Source organism: Butyricimonas sp. BSD2780061689_150309_C8, assembly GCF_015560935.1.
Lineage (GTDB): Bacteria > Bacteroidota > Bacteroidia > Bacteroidales > Marinifilaceae > Butyricimonas > Butyricimonas paravirosa.
Map to the genome: position 1 here is coordinate 114777 of NZ_JADMSV010000007.1, position 18954 is coordinate 133730.

Below are 18954 nucleotides of genomic sequence, written 5' to 3' on the forward strand. Positions count from 1 at the left end.
AGATGTATTATTTGAAATGTAAACATTGTAATCACCTGAACGAGGTGAAGTCCGAGTACTTGGTGGTATGTGGTTTGTGTAACCGGAAACTGGAAGATAATTATAAGGATTGGAAAGTGAAACACCCAGAGAAGTCATTCGAGGATTTCCAGCGAGAGGTTTGTTTGACGGAAGAACAGGTGAAGAAGGGAAATATGATGAAACCGACCGGGAAGAAAGGGAATAAGAAAGGTTTGATTGCCGGGTGCATCGGGGGAATACTGGTTATATTGATGGTAGCGCTTGTCATAAACGGGATGAAGGATAGTTATGATGCGTTGTATGGAGATGATGATACCCCGGTGTTGGAGCAGCAATGGTACACGGGAACATACGCGGGAGGGGTGTCCCTTGCCACGCCCAAGGCGATGAAGTCTGCGGGGTCCATGATCAATAAGTTGCCGGAAGAAGTGCGTCTTTTGATTAAAGAGATGCAAACTTTTAGTTATAAAGGGAACGGTTTGGAGTTTATGTATTTATATACCGAGTACACGCCTGAAGTCGGGCAGGTTGATTTGGAGGGGGCTGTAAACGGGGGATTGAATCAGTTGAAGAGTCAGCCGGGAGTGTTCGATCTGAAAAATGATATTGCTTACGTGGAGGAGGGTGATTTGAGTGGGGTCGTTATGCAGGGAACATACGTGCAAAGAGGGACGGAATATGAATTTAAGATTACTTTATACACGACCGGATTGAAACTTTATCAATTTATTTCGAGTAATAAGAAAGGAGATGACACGGCCAGAGGTGTTGTGCGTCGAATATATGATTCGTTGAAAATCAACGGACATGGAACATCAGAAACAGGAGGTGCAGAATGAAAGAACAAGTGTATTTATTGGAACAGTTTGACGATATAAAGATATTGCGTTACGATGTCCCCGCTTTTGAGGGATTGTCCTTGCGGGAAAAGTTATTTGTTTATTACTTGAGCCGGGCGGCTTTGGCCGGAAGAGATATTCTCTGGGATCAGAATAATAAATACAATCTTCGGGTCCGGGCGGCTTTGGAAAGTATTCTTCGGGCATATCAAGGAAACCGGGAGACGGAAGAGTTTCAGGCTTTTTTGGTGTACGCTAAAAAAGTGTTTTTTGCTAACGGGGTACATCATCATTACTCGATGGAAAAGTTTACCCCTTCCTTTACTCCCGAATATTTTAAGTCACTTCTTCGGGAAGTGGGAGCGGAACAGTTGTACGAGGAAGTGGAACGTGTTATTTTTGATCCGGAATATATGGCCAAGCGGGTGGTACTGGACGAGGGGAAGGATCTAGTGCAGGCGTCTGCCAATCATTATTACGAGGGGGTGACACAAGAAGAGGTGGAGAAATTCTACGGGAAAAAGAAAAAAGAGGATGCGTTGCTTTCTTGGGGATTAAATTCTACGTTGGTACGTGATGAAAAAGGTCAGTTGCGAGAACAGGTGTGGTTTGCCGGGGGAAAATATGGGAAAGAAATTCGCCGTATTGTGGAATATTTGAAGAAAGCCGCGGAATATGCTTGTAACGAGCATCAGAAAGAGGTGATCGAGTTATTGATCCAGTATTACGAGACGGGGGATTTGTCCTTGTTTGACCGTTACTCTATTGAATGGGTGAAAGAGGTGGCAGCCCCGATAGATTTTATCAACGGTTTTATTGAAGTGTATGGAGATCCGTTAGCGTACAAGGCCAGCTGGGAATCCGTGGTTCAGATTATGGACGAAGAGGCCTGCAAGCGTACACGTAAATTGGCGGATAATGCTATGTGGTTTGAACGGAATGCACCGATTGATGAGCTTTTCAAGAAGAGTGAGGTAGTAGGTATTACGGCGAGAGTAGTACAGGCTGCCATGCTGGGAGGGGATTGTCATCCGGCAACTCCGATCGGGATTAATTTGCCGAATGCCGAATGGATTCGGGAGCGTTATGGCAGTAAGTCGGTAACACTGGATAATATCACGTATGCGTACGACCGGGCTTCACTGAATTCTGGGGTACTGGACGAGTTTGCCTATTCGGACGAGGAGAAGGAATTGGTGAGAACGTACGGGTATATCGGGGGAAACGTGCATACCGATTTGCATGAATGTCTGGGACACGGTTCCGGAAAGATGCTACCGGGCGTGGGACAGGAGGCGTTGAAAAATTATTATTCCACGATAGAAGAGGCTCGTGCGGACTTGTTCGCATTGTATTACGTGATGGACCCGAAACTGGTGGAGTTGGGGGTAATTCCCTCGTTGGAGGTGGCAAAGAGCGAATATTGCAATTATATCCGCAACGGTTTGATGGTTCAGTTGACCCGGGTGAAGTTGGGAAATAATTTGGAAGAGTCGCACATGCGTAATCGCCAGTTAATAGCCTCTTGGGTTTACGAAAAAGGCAAAGCGGATAACGTGATCGAGCGGGTAAGTCGGGATGGAAAGACGTATTTCACGATCCGGGATTACGAGGCTTTGCGGAAACTGTTCGGGAGATTATTGGCCGAGGTGCAACGGGTGAAGTCGGAAGGTGATTTCGAGGGGGCTAGGAATTTGATCGAGAATTACGGGGTACGGATTGATCCCGTGTTGCATCAGGAAGTGCTGGAACGTTATCAAAAACTGAACGTGGCTCCATATGCCGGGTTTGTTAATCCGAAATATAGATTGGTGGAGGAAGAGGGAAAAGTGGTTGATGTGAAAATAGAATACCCGACAGATTTTCTGGCACAGATGCTGGAATACGGGGATAATAAATAATAATGATGTTTATGTTGCAAATAACACTGGCCGCGATAACCCTGCCGTTGACGGACCCGGTTTTGAAGTTCTTGTTGATTTTGGTAATTATCTTGGCGGCTCCTTTATTGTTGAATAAGTTGAGGATTCCCCATTTGTTGGGATTGATTATTGCCGGGGCAATTATCGGGCCGAATGGTTTTAACTTGGTGTTGCGGGATAGTAGTATTATTCTTTCGGGAACAGCCGGGCTTTTGTATATCATGTTCTTGGCGGGGCTGGAGATTGATCTGGGGGATTTTAAGAAGAACAAATGGAAGAGTTTGACCTTCGGGATGTACACTTTTTTGGTGCCGATGGCCTTGGGAACGCTTGTCGGGCTTTACGTGTTGAATTTCTCCATGTTGACTTCCATATTGCTGGCGAGTATGTTTGCCTCCCACACGTTGATTGCTTACCCGATTATCAGTAAACTGGGGATCACGAAGGATAAGGCCGTGGGAATTACCGTGGGAGGGACGATGATCACGGATACTTTGGCGCTGTTGGTGTTGACGGTGATCGTGGAGATGGCCGTGGGGGATGTGGATGATTGGTTTTGGTACAGGCTGGGGGCGGCAATTATCCTCTTTTTTGCTTTCGTGATGATCGTATTCCCGATCGTGGGACGTTGGTTTTTCAAACGGTGTGAGGATAACGTGTCACAATATATATTCGTGCTGGTCATGGTTTTCTTGGGGGCTTACTTGGCGGAATTGGCCGGACTGGAGTCTATTATCGGGGCTTTCCTTGCGGGGATGGCGTTGAACCGTCTGATTCCTTCGACTTCTCCTTTGATGAACCGGGTGGAGTTCGTGGGGAATGCGATTTTTATTCCTTTCTTCTTGATAGGGGTGGGAATGTTGATCGACTACCGGGCGTTCTTTACCAATTGGGACACGATTAAAGTGGGGGCGGTGATGATCGTGGTGGCTACCGTGGCTAAATTCGTGGCGGCTTGGCTCACGCAGAAGACGTTCCGGATGTCGGTGGACCAGCGGCGGGTGATTTTCGGATTGAGTAATGCACAGGCAGCGGCAACTTTGGCAGCCGTGATGGTGGGGTATAACGTGATTCTGGGAGAGACCCTGGCGGGAGAACCGATTCGTCTGTTGAACGAGAGCGTGTTGAACGGTACGATTTTGATGATTCTGGTCACTTGCACGATGGCATCTTTCTCCGCACAGAAAGGGGCGCATAATATCGCGATGAATGACGTGTCGGAAGAGAAAGAGGGAACTGGGGAACATCAGGAACGCATCCTGATTCCGGTGTCCTACGAGAAGAACGTGACCGAGCTGGTGAATTTGAGTACGGCAATCAAGTCGAAGAAGAATAAGAACGGGCTTTTTGCCTTGAACGTGATTAATAATCAGGCATCGGACGATAAAGCCTTCAAGCAATCCAAGAAGGTGTTGAATATGGCCGTCACGACGGCTTCGGCCACGGATAACGTGTTACAGGATTTGTTGCGGTACGATCTGAACGTGGCGAATGCTATTATCAGCGTGATTAAAGAGCAGGGTATTACGGATTTGGTTCTGGGATTACATCAGGGAAAAGGTGTCGTGTCCTCCTTCTTGGGGAATATGACCGAGGCGATTCTGGGGCAGAGTAACGTGACTACATTAATTTATCGCCCCATACAACCTATAGCCACGGTGAAACGTCATCTGGTGGTGGTTCCGGCCCGGGCGGAAAAAGAGGTCGGATTCCCGATGTGGGTGAATAAGGTATGGAATATTATCCACAATTCGGGTGCGAAGGCCGTGTTCTACGCGTCAGAAGACACGATGGTGTACTTGAAGGAGATGTATAAAAAAAGGCCGATCGAGGCAGAATTTTCGTCCTTTGATGATTGGGATGATTTCTTGATCATGTCCCGGGAAATAAAGAGTGACGATACGTTGTGGGTGGTGATGAGTCGTCGGGAGCGGCTGTCTTATCATGCCAATATGAGTAGGATTCCCAATTATTTGAACAAGTATTTCCAATCCAATAGTTTCGTGTTGGTTTACCCTATACAGGCGGGAGAGACGAATAATCGGTATTTGGTATAGTTGAAAAGTAAAATTTAACACGCTGTCCACTCCCTATAATTGGGGAGTGGACAGCGTGTTTTTACCCGATTTTGAGGATGTGGGTTTTCAGGATGTATTTGTAATTTTGAAAGCTTGAAATATCATAAATAATTCTATAAACTAATGAATAAACTTGGTGTTGAATCAATTATTTCCAATATTTGCGGTAAAAATAAGGATATGAATTCACATCTATTTTCCGCGGATATGAAACTGGCGGACGTCATTCATGCCGATTATTCACTGTTGTTGCTGTTACATCGGTTTGGAATAAATCTGGGATTCGGGGATAAAACAGTCCGGGAATGTTGCGAGGCGAATCATGTTTCGTGTACGTTATTCCTGATGATTTGTAACGTGTACAGCAACGAGCAATACTTGCCGACGGAGAAAGAGATCGAGGGAATAGGGGGGAACGTGGACCAGTTGATTGCTTACTTGAAAAATTCTCATTCTTATTACTTGGAAAACCGGATGCTTTCTATCCAGGAGCAGTTAAAAGAGATTTCTGAAGGGTGCGAACAGCAACATCAGCAAATATTGAATCTTTTTTTCAATGAATACAAGAATGAGGTGATTCGTCATTTTGATTACGAGGAAGTGACGGTCTTCCCTTATATCTCGAATATGGTGAAGGGCGCTCGTCCGGGAGATTACGAGATCGGGGTGTTCCGGGAGAATCATAGTAATATTGATGATAAACTGAATGACTTGAAGAATATCATCATGAAATATTTGCCGGGAGATACTTTGTCGGATATGCGTATCCGGGTGTTATTCGGGATCTTTGCCTTGGAAGAGGATTTGAGTAAACATTCTTTGATTGAGGATAAAATACTTATTCCTTTAGTAATGAAATTAGAGCAACGGTATGCAAAACAATAATAAAAGTTACAAGATTGTTATTATTGAGCCGTCAATGATTATTTCAACCGGACTGAGGAAGTTGATCGAAATGAGGAATGAGTTTGAGGTGGTAGCGGTTATTGCCGATTGTTTTCATTGTCTGGAGAGGATTAATCATTTGAATCCGGATATTATCATCATTAACCCCTCGGCCGTGGAGCTGAAAAAACGGCAGCATCTGGAAGAGTTGTTTGAAGGGGTGAAGGATACGGCTTTCGTGGCGTTAGTTTACCAGTATATCGATCCTGAGATTCTGAAACAATATCACACGACGATTGATATTGCCGATGATGGTGATAAGATTGCCCAGAAGTTACTACATTCAATCGACGCGTTAAGTGCCCCGGCTGATTTGCTTGATAAGAATGAACTCTCCGAACGGGAGAAAGAGATTTTGATTTCCCTTGCGAAAGGGAAGATTAACAAGGAGATCGCGGATCTGCATCATATATCGGTACACACCGTGATTACTCACCGGAAAAATATCATCCGGAAAACCGGGATCAAGTCTGTTTCCGGGCTTACGGTGTACGCTATTTTGAACAATCTCATCGATATTAATGAGGTGGAGTGATATTTTGATTGAAATATCCCCATTATAAGGGATTGCGGGAAAGGGTGGAATTGTTGATCTTTGTAATGTTAATAATAATATGATTTTTTTCTTTTCAACGTAAGCCATTGAAAGAATTTTGCCAAAAAAGACTGTTTAACTATAAAAGTTATTCAGTCTTTTTTTATTTGGGGAGTCCCCGTGTGTCCCCTTGGGATTTTGGGGGTATGAAAGCTGCATACCCGTGGTTGAAGGAATATTCTAGGCTTGCTAAATCTGAAATAATTTAAAATATAGTTATTAAATGATCATCAAATTCTTATCATATTGTTAGCCGCTCCCATTCCGCTCCCATTCCTCCCCTATTCCGCTCCTATCATAATAATGAAATATTGTAGAGTTATAGGATATGTTAACATTCAGATAGATGTATAATAGTAACTTGATCACGTGAATATAGCTCTATCCGGTAGAAACTTTACCCGACGATTGATTTTACGAGGATAAAACCTCGCTTTCCCTTGCGGTTTGCATGGGCGAGAGCGGATGGTTACCTTTGTTAGTTTTCCATCAATTTCGAGCCTTTATAAGCGATGGCGTACAGGATGAACGTGAGTAGAATCAATCCGGCGATAAAACATTGCCAACCGAAGTGGTCGAGAACGACCCCGGTGGCTGATCCCCAAACACTGGACCCCATGTAATAGAACAGGAGGTAGATGGAGATGGTGACCGAACGTTTTTGGAGGTTGTAGTCACTGACGATTCGGTTACAGATCACGTGTACCACGAAGAAATTAAACGTGAAAATGGCCAGTCCGAGCGTAACGATCCAGAAGTTGTTAATGTAAAGCAAAAGCAATCCTGCCACGGAAAGGGCGATGATTGTTTTCAGTATTTTGAAATGGTTGTACAATGCTGTTAATTTTGCCGTGGCGATCGAGCCGAATACCCCGAACAGGTACATGAAATAGATATAGTGAATCAAGTACGGGGAGAAGTTAAACGGTTCTTTTACCAGATAAAAACCGAGGTAGTTGTACAAGCTCACGAATATCCCTAACATGAGGGAGCCGATCAGATAGAAGGGGATCAGTTTCACGGAGACGATCAAGTGAAGATTGGAAACGATCAATGATTTGAAATTCTCCCGTTTGGGCTTGAAATTGACAGAACGGGGACTGAATATCAGGAATGATATGGCGAATAAGGCACATAGTACACCTATGGAGACGGAGGCGATGCGCCACGAGAATTCACTACTGAGGTAGGAAGAAATTACTCGTCCACCCATTCCCCCCAGGGCGTTTCCGGCAATGTAAAGTCCGGTAATTTTTCCTTTATTCCGGGGTTGAACTTCTTCTGATATATAAGCCAGTGACACGGAAGTGGCTCCCGATAGCAAGAATCCTTTCAGGGCGCTTAATGCGACCAACAAGAAGAAGGAGGGTGAATAAGAGCAGATCACCGAAAAGACGGCCGACGATAATAGTGCCGCGCTAATCAGTTTCTTCCTTGGAATCGAGTCTGCCACGAACATTGCCGTGAACAGTCCTACTACCATTCCCAGCGTGGAGAATGATATGGCCAGACTACTGTAGCTGGCTGATAATCCGAACTCTTGAGCCAGATCGGGCAGGAGAGGCTGGAAATAGTATAACTGGGCAAAACAGGAGAACCCGGACAAGAAGACACAAATGGAGATCTTGCGGTCCTTGGTCATATTCTCCGGTGTGATAATTACTTGACTTGTATTCATGACTTTTCTTTATCCGGTGCAAAAGTACGTATTCTATGAGCAGGTTATTCTTTCGCGGAGAAGTTTTTCATCGGAAACTTTCTTTTCTTTTTCTCGTTAGAATGAGTATCAGAAAATAAGATTGTTAAACAGATAAATTTGAGAAAGATTATGAGAGGAAGGATTTTAATGGTGACGCTATGGATGGCATCATTGTTTGTTTTTGCCGCTTGTCATGATGATGACGACGATGATGATAAGGGGTACACCCCGGGAAAGAGTGTCGTGGCCGCTTTTGAGGCGAAGTTCCCGAATGCCGTGGCCGTGAGCTGGGAGAAAAAAGGAGAGTATGAAAAGGCGGAATTTCATCAGAACGGGCAGGAAGTGGATGCTTGGTTTGATGCATCCGGAAAATGGATGATGACGGAGACGGACATTCTGTTTGCCAATCTCCCCACGGAGGTAAAGACGGGTTTCAACGAGAGCATATATAGCGCTTGGCAAGTGGAAGATGCCGACGTGCTGGAGCGGTTGAATATGCCCACGGTTTACCGTTTGGAGATCGAGAAGGGAAACGAGGAGATGTTGATTTATTTCAACGAGAAGGGGGAGCTGGTAAAGGAGGTAAATGAAGAGGCTTCTACTTTACCGACGGCGGTGAGTAGTTTCATTACCCAGCAGTACCCGAAGGCCTTGGTTGTTACGGTTGACCGTTGGCAGGATGGTATGTTGGAAGTCGGTATTCTGGATGGTAGCTTGGTAAAAGAAGTTTTGTTTGACCGGAATAACGGTTGGATGAAGACTTCTTGGCCGGTGTTGAAGGCCGATGTACCTCAGGTGGTGCTTGACGTGTTGAAGGGCGAGGCGTATAACAGTTTTTCTATTGCCAGCGTGCAATACATAGAATACGCTTCCGGTAGTGATGTTTACCATTTTGTTTTGCAGAAAGAGCATTCGATGGATATAAGTGTAGAAATTGATCCTCAAGGGAATTTGGTTTTAGATTGATACTATATTTTATGGGAAGAGGGCTGTCCCAAAAGTCATTTTATTTCCAAAAACTCCTCCGTCACTTCGTGCCACCTCCTCTATAAACAGAGGAGGTGCTGGTGACTCTTCTCGAAGACAGGGAGTATTCCAGCTCTCCCTCTGTTTATAGAGGGAGTACCCCGCAGGGGGGAGGGAGTTTGAAAAATGACTTTTTGGGACAGCCCATTTTGTTTTATTTTAAAATTCAAGATAAAATCGTACATTATTGTAATATAATTGTTTATTTTGTGGAATCAATCTATGTGAATGAATCGATCAGAAGAAATATTGGCCGCATTGAAAAAAGGAGAAAAGAGCGCGTTTCAGGCTTTTTTCTCGGAGTATTATGAGGTGCTGGTCTTGTTTGCCACGGGGATATTGAAAGACGTGGATGCTGCCGAGGACGTGGTGCAGGATTGTTTCGTGAATGTTTGGGAGAATCGCCATTTTGAAAAGCTTGCGGACGGGTTGGATCGTTATATGTTTCATCTGGTAAAGAATGCTGCGTTAAATGATCTTCGAGGGACTCAACGTCGGGAGTTACGACATGAAAAGGTCATGGCGGAAATGGCCTTAGAAAATGAAAACGGGGGAGAAGGTGAGCTACATGAAATGGAAATTCTGTATGCAGCTATTAATCAGTTGCCCCTTGAACGTCGTCGGGTTTTTATGATGATCTGTGCCGAAGGCATGAAGTATCAAGATGTTGCGGATACGTTGGGTGTCAGTATTAATACCGTGCGAACGCAAATGGGGCGCTCTATGAAATTTCTTCGGGAAAAATTGAAAGATCAGGTGTTCTCTTCTTTGCTTTGTTTCTGGTTGAAGGTGAAGAAACAATTTAAAACAATTCGATAGGGTTTATTTTTAGAAAATCAGCATACGGAATCCCGCCTGTGCCTACGAGTAATACCTTTTCCGGATGAAATTTTTGGGCAAAAACGCTCATGCCGGTATTATCGGAATGTATGCCGCTTTTTACTTCTAGGGCTATCGTTTTATTTCCTTTTTCCATGATAAAGTCAACTTCTTCATTTCCTTCTCTCCAATAATAGAGATTGTACCGTTCGGATATAGAATAATTAATCAAATGGGCTCCCACGGAGGATTCCACTAAACGTCCCCACTCTTTTGGATTTACACGTGTCTCTTGAAATGTCGTGCCATTTTGAGCTGTTAAAAGGGCGTTGTTGTGGACTTGGAATTTTGGAGAAGATGAACGTTTACGAATGACATCTCCGGCATATTTTTCTAATCCGCTTAAAAGTCCGCAATCAGAAAGTAATTTAAGATAGTTGGCTAACGTTGTTACATTACCGGCGTCTTGTAGTTGTCCTATAATTTTCGTGAACGATAAAATTTGTCCTGAATACAATGAACCCAATTCAAATAATTGTTTTAATAATGCCGGTTTGTCAACACGGGTGAGCATTAGAATATCTTTGGAGATACTTGTTTCAATAAGTGCATCATTGATGTAATTTTTCCAGCGATTTTCTTCTTCAATTAAAGATGCTGATCCCGGATAGCCGCCGAAATATACGTATTGTTCAACGCCCCATCCGAAAGCAGCCTGCATTTCGAGATAAGACCAATGTCCTAGATACAAAGTTTCGAATCTTCCTGTTAATGATTCTGTGAGTCCTTTTTGTATCAGAAGTCGTGATGATCCTAGTAATATAACTTTAATGTTTGTTCGTTCTCGGGAATCTTGATCCCATTGTTGTTTGATTACTTCACTCCAATTGTTGATTTTTTGGATTTCATCAATGACTAATAAATATTCATTTGTTTTACTGACCTTCATTTGCAATCGGGCTGTTTCCCAAACCTGTAATAGCCAAGTTGAGTTGGTTGCGGATATCGCATCAGCTGATTCAAACGTGTAAGGTATATTTATTTGTGATAACAATTGTGTCATCATGGTTGTTTTACCTACTTGTCTGGGGCCTAATATAACTTGAATGAATTTTCTTGATTCATTAATTCTTTTCTTAATAGTCTGTAAATGAATTCTTTCAAACATAGGTAACTAATTTACTCAATATCTTGAGTAAAATTACTCAATATGTTGAGTAAATCAAATAATAGGATTGATATTTTTTTGAAAAAAAATCACTTTTCCTGTCACATGATTTTGAATCTGCGGTGTTTTATGGGAAATATTGCAGATCATGGAAGATGAGATTTATGAAATTATAGCCAAAGTGGTCGCCGGGGAGACGCTATCGGACGAAGAGCGACAAGATTTGAAGGTTTGGAGGGAGGAACACGAGAGGGAGTATCAGTTGTTGGTTCGGTTGAAAGAACCCGTGCAATTCATCCAAGAGCGAGGGGGAATAGTTCGAGACGTCGCCTATAAACGGGTAGCAAGGCGGCTTGAACGGGGTAAACAAAAGAAGATCAGACGGTACACGTATATTTCCGCGGTTGCGGGTGTGTTGTTGGTGATAGGAATTGCCTTGACGTGGTGGGGGCTACCGTTTGGAGAGAAGGGGACGATGGAGCAACCGTTCAGACCGGGGAACGGGCAGGTGATGCTTACATTGAAACACGGGGAAGTGGTTCCGTTGAAAAGGGATGTGAAGGAAGTGATCGTGGCTGATACCGTGTTGCGTGTTACTAACGAGGGGAATACTCTCGTGTATTCCGTGATGCAAGGTGAGGTGCAGGAAGATACTTACAACGTGTTGACGGTTCCGGTCGGTGGGGAATTTCGGGTTATTCTATCCGATGGAACAATGGTGTTTTTGAATTCCGGTTCGGAGTTACGTTACCCGGAAGCTTTTCGTGACGGGCAGAGGGAAGTCTTTTTAAAGGGAGAGGCTTGGTTTGAAGTGGCGAAAGATAGCGTGCGTCCTTTTCGGGTACACGCGGGAGAAATGGACGTTCGGGTACTGGGAACGTCTTTTAACGTGAAAGCGTACGAGCGGATGGAATCGATAGCCACAACGCTCGTGACAGGGAGTGTTGAAATCACGTGTAATGATGAATCATTCCGGATTGTTCCGGGTGAGCAATTCGAATACCGTAAAGGGCTAAAATTGGCAAGTGTTAGGGAAGTCGATACCGAGTTATACACTTCGTGGAAAGACGGGTACTATAAATTCAGGCAAGCCTCATTGGAAGAGATTATGACAACTCTTTCCGTGTGGTATGGTTTGGAGGTCTTTTACCAGAATGAGGAGGCGAAACGGCTGGAGTTTACGGGAAAAGTGAAACGGTACGAGGATGTCGGGAATTTACTTCGAAAATTTGAACAGACGGAGAACGTGGTATTTAATCGAAAAGGAAATAACGTTATTATTCAGTTGAAATAAAAAGCTGTTCACGATGGACGGGAACAGCTCTTAAAAGTAAAGCATGAGGGTAAGTCTGGTGGTACATGCAAACCCTGTATGCTATGTGTAACTTTCAAAGTATAAAAGTATGAAAAAAAATCGAATCGGCACAAGATCCGATGGTTGGATTTTTGTCCGAAAATGCGTGTTGATGATGAAATTTGTATTTATTTTTATGATGTGTTGTCTTTTTCAGATTCAGGCAGCGGTGTATTCTCAGCAGGCGAAAGTGTCTGTGGAGTTTCGGAACGTGTCGTTGGAAAAGGTGTTTCAAGAGTTGGAACGACAATCTAATTGTAGTTTCCTTTACAATCACCGGGTGGTGGAAGCCCGGGGGAGGGTGAGTATTCAAGTTGTTGATAAAGAGTTAAGTCAGGTTCTTGACGAGTTGTTGACAAAATTGGGACTGGGATTTACTTTCGATGATAATCTGGTGATTATAAAAGAACGTACTTCGATGTGGGGGCAAGATTCTGTTCAAAAAGGATTGCGGATCGTGGGGAGAGTCGTTGACGAGAAAAAACAGGCCATGCCCGGCGTGACGGTGAAATTGACGGGAACGACTTTAGGAACGGCGACGGATTCCAAGGGAATTTTCAGTATGATGTTACCTTTGGCCAAGGGGGCGTTAGAATTTTCTTTCGTGGGCTATAAGACGCAGAGCTTGACTTTTTCGGCAACCATGAGAGATACGATTCGGATCGTGATGCAAGAAGATATACAGGCTTTGGATGAGGCGGTTGTGGTGGCATACGGAACGACAACCCGTCGGGAGGCAACCGGGGCAATCTCGGTGATTAAAGCGGATGAATTGAGGGGAATTCCGTCGGGGAGTATTGCCAGCCTGTTGCAGGGACGGGTTGCGGGGATGGACGTGACGAACATTACCGGGGCGCCCGGGGGAGGTGGAACGATTATTACTATCCGGGGATATAATTCTTTGGACGTGGAACAGAAGAGTCGCCAGTTTTCGAATCCCTTGTGGGTGGTTGACGGGGTGCCATTGAATTCGTTTACTTCACCGATTACGGGTACGAACCTGTTGGCCGAGATTAATCCCGATATGATTGAATCCGTGCAGGTTTTGAAGGATGCCTCGGCAGCCTCTATTTATGGATCTCGTGCCGCAAACGGCGTGATTATCGTGACAACGAAAAAAGGACGAGCGAATCAAAAGGCTACTTTTTCAGTCAATGTTTCCCAAACGTGGAGCGTGTTACCCAAGTTACCGACGCTGATGGTCGGACGGGCTGAACGGTGGTGGAGGCTGAAGGCGTTGCGGAATATGCCTAAAGCTTATCTGGATTGGGAAAACAGGCAATATAAATACCCGAGTTCTATATCCGAGATGGAAAAGAATCGATTGTCTTTTTTGGATTGGTTTTATCCTAAAAGTGATTCACAACCGGCAGACGGGATTATTCTTCAGGATAGTTTGAATGCGTTTTATAATCATGCTACGAATTTTTTTCCAATGTACTTTGAAACAGGAAAAGTGACGAACGCGAATATACAGACCTACGGGGGATCGGACAGAATAAATTATGGTATCGGTTTGGGATATTATAATGAGGCAGGCGTGTTGAAAGGAACTGGATTTAATCGTATTGATTTGACTACCAATCTGAATGTAATCCCGGCGAATCGTTTAAACGTGGATTTGCGTTTCTATCTTTCATTGACGAATCGTAAAAGAAGTTCCGAGAATCAAATGGAGGGCTTTCAAACCAGCGCGAGCGTGGATGTTATTCCCGGTGATCCTTTTGAATTGACAACCCTACTTCCCGGTAAAGGGAGCGTGGTGTGGGATGAGGTGTTGAAATCTCTTCAGGGGATAAAGGAAAAAAATCGATCCGTGAGGGGAAGGGCCAACATAAAGATCGGGTATGATGTGCTGGATGGCTTGAACGTATCGACCTCTCTTGCCGCGGATTATTCGATTCATAGGCGGCATTATTTCTCTCCGTCTTACCTGGATACGGATGGGTATTCCATGAGTATAGGAGAGACCGGAATTAACGTGATGGCTTTGAGTGAAACCATGTTAACCTACACGAAGACGATTAAAGAAGATCACACGTTTAATTTACTTGCCGGTTTTTCCTACCAATATGATCAAGAGGAATATAATGGTGGAAGTGGCCGGAATTCTCCCAGTGATAAGATCCAGTATGTACCAAGTGGCTTCCCGACGTTAGCGGAAAAAGAAATTTACGATTATAAGGAGGTAATTCCCTTGCAAGCATACGAATCAGACATGAAAGAAAAATCCTTATTATCCTGGTTTGCCCGTTTGGAGTATGATTATCAGAAAAAGTATTTCATTTCAGCAAGTTTTCGTCGAGATGGAAGTTCAACCTTCGGGGCGAAAAATCGTTGGGGAACCTTTCCTTCCATTGCCGGGGGATGGAATTTTAGCGAAGAGAGTTTTATCAAGGATAATTTGGAATGGTTGAGTTTTGGAAAGATCAGGGCCAGTTGGGGACGTTCCGGGATGCATTTCGAGGAGTGTTACTTGGCTTTGGGATCGCTGTATTCCGGGCAACCCTTTATGGGAGAGAGTACTTTGTCGTGGGGAAACGGGTTGTATAACGAGGAACTGTCCTGGGAGAAAACAGACCAGTATGATTTCGGGTTGGATATGGATATGTTCAATTATCGCTTGGGTTTGACGTTAGATTATTACTATCGCTATTCAAGTGATAAGTTATGGCAGATTGAATTGCCGGGGGATTATAACGGTTTTGCTTATCAATGGAGAAATGCAGCGTCGGTATCTAACGAGGGGATTGAATTGTTGATCCGGTACGAGATCTTCCGGAAGGATAATTTGTACTGGAAAATTTCAGTGAACGGGGCCAAGAATTGGAATCGATTTGAGAAGTCATACACGGGGGAGGATATTCCTCGAATTGGTATTATCGGGAAGGCTTTAAATGGGATATATACTTTGGCGACAGATGGTTTTGTGAATAAACAGGATGAATTGCCTGTTACTTACAATAATGCGGGAATCAGTTCTTATTTGAATAATGGAGATAAAAGTACATTTTATAAGCCGGGAGATTATAAATTTATAGATGTAAATGGGGATGGAATTATCAGTGAAGAAGATCGGATTTACCAAGGGAGTGCCTTACCTGTCGTGACGGGAGGTATCGTGAATGAGGTACGTTGGAAGAATTTCGATCTGAATATGTCGGTTACCTTCCAAATCGGCCGACATATCGTGAATACACTGGTAAATTCCTCTCTAAAGACAAGTTATCCGAACGAAATCTTACATCCATTTATGATGAACATGAATAAACAACATTTTTGGCAGCAACCGGGAGATACGGGAGCAAGGTATACACAATGGCAAACCGATCAAGGGGTAGGGAATTATAATACTACGGATCGGGATGTGGAAAAGGTGAATTGGTTAAAGTTAAAAACATTGTCTATCGGGTATACGTTGCCGGCATCTTTAATGAAATCTTGTAAATTGGAACAGGTACGTTTCTTCGTGAGTGGGGAGAATCTTTTGTCTTGGCACAATTATTCCGGTCTCGATCCCGAAATCGTGGACGTGCGTACGGGATTCGATACGGGGAAAAATTATCCCTTGGCACGTAAGTTTACATTGGGTTTAACGGTTAAATTTTAAGCAGATGAGATATTTTATTATTTTAATAACAAGTATTTGGTTTCTTGTCGGGTGCGAGGATCTCTTGGATATGGAACCCAAAAATTCCTTGACTTACGGGAATAGCATGACTGAGAAAGAGTTGGAGGCATCTGTTCGGGGGGCGCAAGCGATTATCAGGACTTATATGATGATGCACTATAATAATGGTTCAAATTACGTGAATGGTAGTTACGCTGATGAAGTAGAATATACCCTTTCTTTGAGACGGAATCTGGACCCGCAAGTAATTCCGGGTGGAGATTGGGGACAACACTATAACGTGATTTCCGTGGCTAACCGGACGATATATTTAGCGAAACATAGTGATCTTGATCAAGATCGGAAGAATTTGTATCTTGGTCAAGGGTATTTTTTGAAGGCTTTTATTTATTATGACTTATTGAAAGAATGGGGCGAGTGCGTGTTGATTAAAGATGAGGTCGAACCCAAGCCAGTGGCTAAATCCCCGTGGACGGAAATTGCAGATTACGCGATAGAAGTGGCACAGGAGGCCGTGGATGCTTTACCTGATTTCTCGGAAATAAAGGATTCCAAAGGACAATATGCTAGTTATAAGTCAACTCCTTGCAAGGGAGCAGCGAATGCTTTGTTAGCTCATTTATGTGCGTGGAAAGCCGGGGGAAAGTATTTTGCCCGGGAAGACCAAAGAAATTATGACGAACGGGAACTTTGGCTAAGAGCGGAACGGGCTTGTTCGTGGGTAATCGATTCATCTGTTTATCAATTGGCCTTGTCCCCGGAAGAGGTTTGCACGGAGGTCATGGTTGGGGGTAGTAAAGAAAGTATTTTTGAATCAGTGTATAAGGATCAGTGGATAGAATTGGGAGGTATGTGGCAAATGTTGAAATTTAATCCTGCAAGAGAGTACGAGAATTGGCCGATTAATAATCTTGCCACGCCTTCGGATAATGAATGGAATACTTTTAATATCAAAACAACGACTGTACGGGAGATGTTCCCGGATGGTGATTTGCGTAAAGACGCTTATTTTTATAAGTTTGAGGAAATGGCCCATCCGGATAGCGTGGAAATAACTCATGGCTTTGCTTATCCCTATAAATGGAGATATGGTTACTATCAAGATGATGGATGGATGAAATTTTTGAGTAATATTAATCAAAACAAAATCTGGTGGCGTTTAGCTGATATTATCCTATTACGAGCAGAATGTCGAGCCCGTTTAGGAGGGGAATATATTGCCGGAGCGATGGAGGATTTGAACACGATTCGTTGCCGTGCAAATGCTAAACTCTATTCTTCTTCAGAATATGGCGGGGATTTACGTTATGCAATTTTTAAGGAACGGGAGAAAGAGTTGTTGATGGAGGGATACCGGTATTATGACGTGATTCGGAATGGATACGTGCGGACGGAGTTGGAAGAGGGTTTCCGAAAAGCCTCCGATCAGGATTTTATAGACGGGTGTTTCTTTAATGCAATTGGAAGTGGCGCGTTTAGTAAAAATACGTTGATGCGTCAGAATTCATACTGGTTGCGGTATATGTAATTTAGAATTTTAAAATTTAGAATGATGAGAGCTATAATATTGATATTGTGTTGTGTGGGGATATTGAGTGCTTGTACGCAACAGGATGTGATTAATTCGGGAGTATCGTCACCTTACCATGATTGTAACATGATGGATTATATGCGTGGAGATACCTATAATTGGGAATTAACAGTACAAATGATTGAACACGCCGGGTTGACGGATTTGTTCGAGGGAAAAGTGGACACGATGCCGGAGATCACATTTTGGGGAATACCTTCTTATTCCATACAACGTTTTATTTTTGATTCACACGAGAATGAAGATTTGACGAAGGTGTACACGAAGGTTTCGGATATTCCGAAATCGCTTTGTAGGGAATTCCTGTTGAAGCACGTTACGAAAGGAAAGATTTTAAAGGAGGACATTGCTTATAAAAATAAAGAGTTCGAGATCAATGAATCGGGGCAGGACGGGGGAACTTGGATTACCTGTTTGGCGGGGAATCGTTTTATCGCTTACCGGGAGGGTAGCGATTACGCCGGGGTACCGGATGCCGGAGAAGTCAGTTTGAAATGCTGGTCGCTTTCATGGGGAAAGATTCCCATGTCTTCACCGGATATTCAACCGACGAATGGCGTGGTACACGCGTTGAATTACTCGTATCGATTAGGACATATTTAATAGGATGGTTATGAGAAATATAGTATGGATATTGTTTGTGGCGGTCTTGGCTTCTTGTCAGGATGTGACCATTGGGTTCTTAAATGTTGAGAAGGCCGGTTATGAAATTGATTCATTGGAGGTAAAGGCTGTTTTGGATAATGCTGTCCCGGAAATTATCCCTAACCCGGAATACGAGCGGTATGTTGATATGGGATTTGATCCTGAAAGGTGTATTGAAATGGGAATTTATCCCACGCTTGAAATAGGAGGAGGAGAGGATTATACACGGGATAAATATAACATCCCGTGGACGAGTACCCCGATTGAAGGGGTGGACGGAACTGCACCGATTTATGTTTCGATTAAAAACGTGGCGAGTAATGATGGAGATGTCGGGAAATTGAAAGCCGTGTTGACCGTGAAAGGGGATGGTATGTTGAATGTGCCTTGTCATCATGATATTCCCGTGGGACGTTATGTGATTTCACTTACGTTTTCGAACGAGGGGTACTCTAAAGACGTGGATAATTGTTTCACGATTATCGTGAAGTAGTGTGTTTTTAATTTTGACGTGGTAGATTTGAAAGTCGGGTTAGCATAATATGCGGCCCGACTTTTGTTGTTTTCTTTGTTGGAATACGGGATTTATCTTCGTGTTGGCTTGGCTGTTCTGTGAGATTG

The 18954-nt window shown here is 43.7% G+C and carries 14 protein-coding genes; 12 read left to right on the forward strand and 2 right to left on the reverse strand.

What is annotated here, in order from left to right:
- Nucleotides 1–2 precede the first annotated feature (2 nt).
- The 5 genes from I2I33_RS08395 (at nucleotide 3) to I2I33_RS08415 (ending at nucleotide 6340) form a co-directional block, all read left to right on the forward strand.
- Complete coding sequence (locus I2I33_RS08395; protein WP_087420518.1) at nucleotides 3–860, forward strand: hypothetical protein; 858 nt, start codon at nucleotides 3–5, stop codon at nucleotides 858–860.
- The gene (locus tag I2I33_RS08400; RefSeq protein WP_087420517.1) at nucleotides 857–2761 is read left to right on the forward strand and encodes a dipeptidyl-peptidase 3 family protein; all 1905 of its coding nucleotides are present in this window, start codon (nucleotides 857–859) and stop codon (nucleotides 2759–2761) included. The genes I2I33_RS08395 and I2I33_RS08400 overlap by 4 nt, the downstream gene beginning before the upstream one ends.
- Before the next feature lie 11 nt (nucleotides 2762–2772).
- Nucleotides 2773–4839, forward strand: coding sequence for a cation:proton antiporter (locus tag I2I33_RS08405; RefSeq protein WP_410491996.1), 2067 nt, complete (start codon nucleotides 2773–2775; stop codon nucleotides 4837–4839).
- Between the two features lie 201 nt (nucleotides 4840–5040).
- On the forward strand, nucleotides 5041–5745 hold the full coding sequence (locus tag I2I33_RS08410) for a hemerythrin domain-containing protein (RefSeq protein WP_229128239.1): 705 nt from the start codon (nucleotides 5041–5043) through the stop codon (nucleotides 5743–5745).
- Nucleotides 5732–6340, forward strand: coding sequence for a response regulator transcription factor (locus I2I33_RS08415; protein ID WP_087420514.1), 609 nt, complete (start codon nucleotides 5732–5734; stop codon nucleotides 6338–6340). Before I2I33_RS08410 ends, I2I33_RS08415 begins: the two co-directional genes overlap by 14 nt.
- 538 nt (nucleotides 6341–6878) lie before the next feature.
- On the opposite strand, the gene I2I33_RS08420 is transcribed toward I2I33_RS08415, so the two are convergent.
- Nucleotides 6879–8078, reverse strand: coding sequence for an MFS transporter (locus I2I33_RS08420; protein WP_087420513.1), 1200 nt, complete (start codon nucleotides 8076–8078; stop codon nucleotides 6879–6881).
- Between the two features lie 150 nt (nucleotides 8079–8228).
- Between I2I33_RS08420 and I2I33_RS08425 the strand changes: the two genes are divergently transcribed.
- Together I2I33_RS08425 and I2I33_RS08430 are read left to right on the forward strand one after the other, a co-directional pair.
- A complete protein-coding gene (locus tag I2I33_RS08425) occupies nucleotides 8229–9065 on the forward strand; it encodes a PepSY-like domain-containing protein (protein WP_087420512.1) in 837 nt (278 codons plus the stop codon).
- A gap of 288 nt (nucleotides 9066–9353) precedes the next feature.
- Nucleotides 9354–9944, forward strand: coding sequence for an RNA polymerase sigma-70 factor (locus I2I33_RS08430; protein ID WP_087420511.1), 591 nt, complete (start codon nucleotides 9354–9356; stop codon nucleotides 9942–9944).
- On the opposite strand, the gene I2I33_RS08435 is transcribed toward I2I33_RS08430, so the two are convergent.
- A complete protein-coding gene (locus I2I33_RS08435) occupies nucleotides 9928–11112 on the reverse strand; it encodes an ATP-binding protein (protein ID WP_087420510.1) in 1185 nt (394 codons plus the stop codon). The genes I2I33_RS08430 and I2I33_RS08435 overlap by 17 nt on opposite strands.
- A gap of 148 nt (nucleotides 11113–11260) precedes the next feature.
- Between I2I33_RS08435 and I2I33_RS08440 the strand changes: the two genes are divergently transcribed.
- The 5 genes from I2I33_RS08440 to I2I33_RS08460 all read left to right on the forward strand — a co-directional run bounded on the left by I2I33_RS08440 (nucleotide 11261) and on the right by I2I33_RS08460 (nucleotide 18826).
- Complete coding sequence (locus I2I33_RS08440) at nucleotides 11261–12406, forward strand: FecR family protein (RefSeq protein WP_087420509.1); 1146 nt, start codon at nucleotides 11261–11263, stop codon at nucleotides 12404–12406.
- A 109-nt stretch (nucleotides 12407–12515) separates the two neighbouring features.
- Nucleotides 12516–16076: a SusC/RagA family TonB-linked outer membrane protein gene (locus tag I2I33_RS08445; RefSeq protein ID WP_087420508.1), complete on the forward strand. Its 3561-nt coding sequence runs from the start codon at nucleotides 12516–12518 to the stop codon at nucleotides 16074–16076.
- Nucleotides 16077–16080: 4 nt separating this feature from the next.
- Nucleotides 16081–17625 carry a RagB/SusD family nutrient uptake outer membrane protein gene (locus I2I33_RS08450; RefSeq protein ID WP_087420507.1) on the forward strand — a complete coding sequence of 515 codons (1545 nt, stop codon included), beginning with the start codon at nucleotides 16081–16083 and terminating at the stop codon, nucleotides 17623–17625.
- A 24-nt stretch (nucleotides 17626–17649) separates the two neighbouring features.
- Nucleotides 17650–18291, forward strand: coding sequence for a hypothetical protein (locus I2I33_RS08455; RefSeq protein ID WP_087420506.1), 642 nt, complete (start codon nucleotides 17650–17652; stop codon nucleotides 18289–18291).
- A 10-nt stretch (nucleotides 18292–18301) separates the two neighbouring features.
- Nucleotides 18302–18826, forward strand: coding sequence for a hypothetical protein (locus tag I2I33_RS08460; protein ID WP_140402569.1), 525 nt, complete (start codon nucleotides 18302–18304; stop codon nucleotides 18824–18826).
- The last annotated feature ends 128 nt before the right edge of the window (nucleotides 18827–18954 follow it).

Excerpts from the sequence above, each read along its gene's own strand:
- I2I33_RS08395 (WP_087420518.1), top strand. The coding sequence starts at position 3 with ATGTATTATTTGAAATGTAAACATTGTAATCACCTGAACGAGGTGAAG.
- I2I33_RS08400 (WP_087420517.1), top strand. The coding sequence starts at position 857 with ATGAAAGAACAAGTGTATTTATTGGAACAGTTTGACGATATAAAGATA.
- I2I33_RS08405 (WP_410491996.1), top strand. The coding sequence starts at position 2,773 with ATGTTGCAAATAACACTGGCCGCGATAACCCTGCCGTTGACGGACCCG.
- I2I33_RS08410 (WP_229128239.1), top strand. The coding sequence starts at position 5,041 with ATGAATTCACATCTATTTTCCGCGGATATGAAACTGGCGGACGTCATT.
- I2I33_RS08415 (WP_087420514.1), top strand. The coding sequence starts at position 5,732 with ATGCAAAACAATAATAAAAGTTACAAGATTGTTATTATTGAGCCGTCA.
- I2I33_RS08420 (WP_087420513.1), bottom strand. The coding sequence starts at position 8,078 with ATGAATACAAGTCAAGTAATTATCACACCGGAGAATATGACCAAGGAC.
- I2I33_RS08425 (WP_087420512.1), top strand. The coding sequence starts at position 8,229 with ATGAGAGGAAGGATTTTAATGGTGACGCTATGGATGGCATCATTGTTT.
- I2I33_RS08430 (WP_087420511.1), top strand. The coding sequence starts at position 9,354 with ATGAATCGATCAGAAGAAATATTGGCCGCATTGAAAAAAGGAGAAAAG.
- I2I33_RS08435 (WP_087420510.1), bottom strand. The coding sequence starts at position 11,112 with ATGTTTGAAAGAATTCATTTACAGACTATTAAGAAAAGAATTAATGAA.
- I2I33_RS08440 (WP_087420509.1), top strand. The coding sequence starts at position 11,261 with ATGGAAGATGAGATTTATGAAATTATAGCCAAAGTGGTCGCCGGGGAG.
- I2I33_RS08445 (WP_087420508.1), top strand. The coding sequence starts at position 12,516 with ATGAAAAAAAATCGAATCGGCACAAGATCCGATGGTTGGATTTTTGTC.
- I2I33_RS08450 (WP_087420507.1), top strand. The coding sequence starts at position 16,081 with ATGAGATATTTTATTATTTTAATAACAAGTATTTGGTTTCTTGTCGGG.
- I2I33_RS08455 (WP_087420506.1), top strand. The coding sequence starts at position 17,650 with ATGAGAGCTATAATATTGATATTGTGTTGTGTGGGGATATTGAGTGCT.
- I2I33_RS08460 (WP_140402569.1), top strand. The coding sequence starts at position 18,302 with ATGAGAAATATAGTATGGATATTGTTTGTGGCGGTCTTGGCTTCTTGT.